Origin of the sequence: Agromyces binzhouensis (genome assembly GCF_004135055.1) — a bacterium.
Taxonomy (GTDB): Bacteria; Actinomycetota; Actinomycetes; order Actinomycetales; family Microbacteriaceae; genus Agromyces; species Agromyces binzhouensis.
This window is the reverse complement of sequence record NZ_SDPL01000294.1, coordinates 1-4001: the sequence shown is the minus strand read 5'-3', so window position 1 is coordinate 4001 and position 4001 is coordinate 1. Positions and strand designations below refer to the sequence as shown.

The window sequence follows — 4001 nt, the reverse complement described above, 5'->3', positions numbered from 1 at the left end:
GATCGGGCTCGCCGAGTGGGCGGCCGTCGCGGACGTGCTGCCGCGGGTCGACCACGCGTGGGCCGACCCGTCGGTGCTGCCGCCCGTGATCGTCGCCGTGCTGACGACGTGGCTCGCGGCATGGGCCGGTTCGCGTCGCGTCCTCGCGGTCCGTCCGTCGGAGGCGCTCGGCAACGCCGCAGCACGCTCCCAGGAGGAGCTCGCCGCTCGACGCGGGCGGACCGCGACCGCAGCCACGCTCGCGGCGGTCGGCACGCTGCTCCTCCTCATCGGCGTCGCGCTCGGCCTCGTCACGCCGCTCGGAGTCCTCGTCGGCCTCGTCGGCGGAGTCCTGTCGTTCACGGGGATCGTGCTCGGCGCGCACGTCGTGATGCCGCCGATCCTGCGCATGGTCGGGCGGGCGCTGGGCACCTCGCCGCCTGCGCGGCTCGCCGCGGAGAACGCCGTGCGCCACCCGGAGCGGAGCTCGCGCATGACGATCGGGCTCGTCATCGGGGTGACGCTCGTGACGATGTTCGCGGTCGCGATGGAGTCGTACCGCGACCTGCTGCTCGCGGCGACCGAGGACCGACCCGACCTGCGCGCGGGCATCGAGCAGACCGTCTCCGCGACGGTCGCGGTGTTCGGGATCCTCATCGGCTTCAGCGCGCTCATCGCGGCGGTCGGACTCGTCAACACGCTCTCGCTCAGCGTCCTCCAGCGGACCCGCGAGCTGGGCCTCCTGCGCGCGCTCGGCTTCGAGCGCCGGCAGCTCCGCGCGATGGTGCTGGCCGAGAGCGCCGCGCTCACGGCCGCCGCGACGGTGACCGGGATCGTGCTCGGCACGTTCTACGGCTGGGCCGGTGCACAGGCGATGCTCGGCAGCGTGCAGGGGGAGCCGCTCGTCGTCGCACCGTCGGTCCCGTGGGGCGTCATCGGCGTGCTCGTCGTCGCGGCGGGCGTCCTGACGCTCGTCGCGTCGCTCGCTCCATCCCGGCGGGCGACGACGGTCTCTCCGGTCGCGGCGCTCGCCATCGAGTGACCGGGGGCGGATGACCCGGGGCGGGTGCCGGCGATCTGGGGGGCGGCACCCGCCCCGCGTACCGCGGCGGACCGCGGCATCCGTCGTCGTCATGGTTGCGCTCGCCCGCGCGCGCGGTGTTAGCCTAGTTCCGTGCTTCACGGCCTGCTTCTCCTTAGCTGCCGCAGCGAGTCCTAGTCCACAGGCCTCCCTCGCTGCGGAGTTCGTCGTCGGCTGAAACCCCCGAAGAGCGAGAAGAGCACCCCATGCAGAACCACCAGAAGCCGTCGCCGATGCCCGTCCATCGGTACCGCCCGTTCCACGAGCAGATCCGCGTCGAACTGCCCGATCGCACGTGGCCGTCCAAGCGCATCGAGAAGGCGCCGCGCTGGTGCGCGGTGGACCTGCGCGACGGCAACCAGGCGCTCATCGACCCGATGAGCCCCGAGCGCAAGCGCATCATGTTCGACCTGCTCGTCAGGATGGGCTACAAGGAGATCGAGGTCGGCTTCCCGAGCGCCAGCCAGACCGACTTCGACTTCGTCCGCAGCCTCATCGACGAGGGCGCGATCCCCGACGACGTCACCATCCAGGTGCTGACGCAGGCGCGCGACCACCTGATCGAGCGCACCTACGAGTCGATCCGCGGCGCCCGGCAGGCGATCGTGCACCTGTACAACTCGACGAGCGTGCTGCAGCGCGAGGTCGTGTTCCGCACCGACAAGCAGGGCATCATCGACATCGCCCTGCACGGTGCGCGCAAGTGCCGCGAGATGGAGGCGACCGTGCCCGGCACGACCGTCTACTACGAGTACTCGCCCGAGAGCTACACGGGAACCGAGCTCGAGTTCGCCGTCGACGTGTGCAACCAGGTGCTGGAGGTCCTCGAGCCCACGCCCGAGCGCAAGGTCATCATCAACCTGCCCGCGACCGTCGAGATGGCCACGCCCAACGTGTACGCCGACTCGATCGAGTGGATGAGCCGCCACCTCGCGTACCGCGAGAACGTCCTCCTCTCGCTGCACCCGCACAACGACCGCGGCACCGCGATCGCCGCCGCCGAACTGGGGTACATGGCCGGTGCCGACCGCATCGAGGGCTGCCTGTTCGGCAACGGCGAGCGCACCGGCAACGTCGACCTCGTCGCCCTGGCGATGAACCTCTTCACGCAGGGGATCGACCCGCAGGTCGACCTGTCCGACATGGACGAGGTCAAGCGCACCGCCGAGTACTGCAACCAGCTGCCCGTGCCGGAGCGCAGCCCGTGGGCGGGCGACCTCGTCTACACGGCGTTCTCGGGCTCGCACCAGGACGCGATCAAGAAGGGCTTCGAGGCCATGGAGGCCAAGGCCGCCGACCGCGGCGTCTCGGTCGACGACCTCGCCTGGGCCGTCCCCTACCTGCCGGTCGACCCGAAGGACATCGGCCGCAACTACGAGGCCGTCATCCGCGTGAACTCCCAGTCGGGCAAGGGCGGCGTGGCCTACCTGCTGAAGACCGACCACGCGCTCGACCTGCCCCGCCGACTGCAGATCGAGTTCTCGGGCGTCGTGCAGGCCAAGACCGACGCCGAGGGCGGCGAGGTCACGAGCGAGCAGATCTGGGCGATCTTCAACGACGAGTACCTCCCCGCGCCGCAGGAGCGACCCGACGAGAAGTGGGGCCGGTTCGAGCTGCTCTCGATGCGGAGCGAGAGCGACCTGACCGGCGAGGTCCGCGTGCGCGTCGGCCTCCGGGACGGCGACGAGCGCGTCGACGCCGACGGCTCCGGGAACGGACCCGTCGCGGCGTTCCTGTCGGTGCTCGCGGCCGAGGGCGTCGACGTGCGCGTGCTCGACTACAGCGAGCACGCCATGTCCGCCGGAGGCGACGCCATCGCCGCGGCCTACGTCGAGTGCCAGGTCGAGGGACGCACGCTCTGGGGCGTCGGCATCGATCCCGACATCTCGACGGCATCGCTGAAGGCGGTCGTCTCGGCCGTGAACCGGGCGCTGCGCGCGGTGCGCGTGCGCGAGGAGGAGACCGAGCCGGCGCTGGCCTGATCCGTCCGTTCGCGGGCGGGCACGGCATCCGGCGTCGCCCGCCCGCGATCACGAAGCGCCGTCGACGGCGCCTCATGACGCGTGCTCGTCATCCGGCCGAGGTCAGGCGCGGCGCCACACGCGCCAGGTGCCGATCGCACGCTGCTCGGGGAGGCTCCACCCGAACCTCACCGACAGCAGCCGGATGACGGTCGTCACGATCACGCACGCGATCGCCGCGACCAGGATGTTCGCGCCGACGAGAACCAGGGTGACGAGCAGGGTCGTCCCCGCGCCCGCGGCCACCGCATAGAGCGAGCCGACGTGCATGAGCGCGATGGGGAGGTTCAACGTCACGTCGCGGAGGATCGATCCGCCGACGGCGGAGACCACGCCGACGAAGACGGCGGGCACCTCGGGCAGGCCCGAGGCGAGCGCCTTCGTGGTGCCGATGGCCGCGAACAGGCCGATCGTGATCGCATCGAGGGCGATGATCAGCGAGTTCAGGCGGTCGAAGATCCGGATGAGGAGCATCCCCACGAGCGCCGCGGCGGTCGCGACGACGAGGTACCAGTTGCTGCGCATCGCCGCGGGCAGCTGGTTCAGCAGCAGGTCGCGGAGGAGACCGCCGCCGAGCCCGACGATGATGCCGATGAGCGCGACGCCCAGCAGGTCGATGCGGTGCTCCTTGATCCGCGACGCGAACATGGCGCCCTGGAGGGCGCCGATGCCGACCGCCGCGAGGTCGGCCCAGAGCGGGATCGTGAAGGGCGCGACGGTCATGCACCGGTTCTACCACGACGGATGCCGCGGCTCGGGTCAGCGCGCGCGACCGAGGTACTGCTCGAACGTGATGGACCCGTACGGCTCGCCCGGCACGAGGTTCGCGCCGGACCGGAACGCCTCGAACCGCGTTCCCGGCAGGCGGAACGCGGCGGTCGGCCGCCGCGAGCCGCGCGCGGCGAGCCAGGCCCGGGCGA

At 71.5% G+C, this 4001-nt stretch carries 3 protein-coding genes; 2 read left to right on the top strand and 1 reads right to left on the bottom strand.

The features are described from left to right. Positions 1-1021 (top strand): ABC transporter permease (locus ESO86_RS12800; protein WP_165307787.1); only part of this gene is annotated, 1021 nt, incomplete at its 5' end. 245 nt (positions 1022-1266) lie between these two features. Continuing rightward, a complete protein-coding gene (gene leuA, locus ESO86_RS12795; protein ID WP_129235372.1) occupies positions 1267-3042 on the top strand; it encodes a 2-isopropylmalate synthase in 1776 nt (591 codons plus the stop codon). Between the two features lie 102 nt (positions 3043-3144). On the opposite strand, the gene ESO86_RS12790 is transcribed toward leuA, so the two are convergent. Beyond that, positions 3145-3804 carry a trimeric intracellular cation channel family protein gene (locus ESO86_RS12790; RefSeq protein WP_129235371.1) on the bottom strand — a complete coding sequence of 220 codons (660 nt, stop codon included), beginning with the start codon at positions 3802-3804 and terminating at the stop codon, positions 3145-3147. Positions 3805-4001 lie beyond the last annotated feature (197 nt).

Bases quoted from the DNA above. Each gene is read 5' to 3' on its own strand.
- leuA (WP_129235372.1), top strand. From the start codon at position 1,267: ATGCAGAACCACCAGAAGCCGTCGCCGATGCCCGTCCATCGGTACCGC.
- ESO86_RS12790 (WP_129235371.1), bottom strand. From the start codon at position 3,804: ATGACCGTCGCGCCCTTCACGATCCCGCTCTGGGCCGACCTCGCGGCG.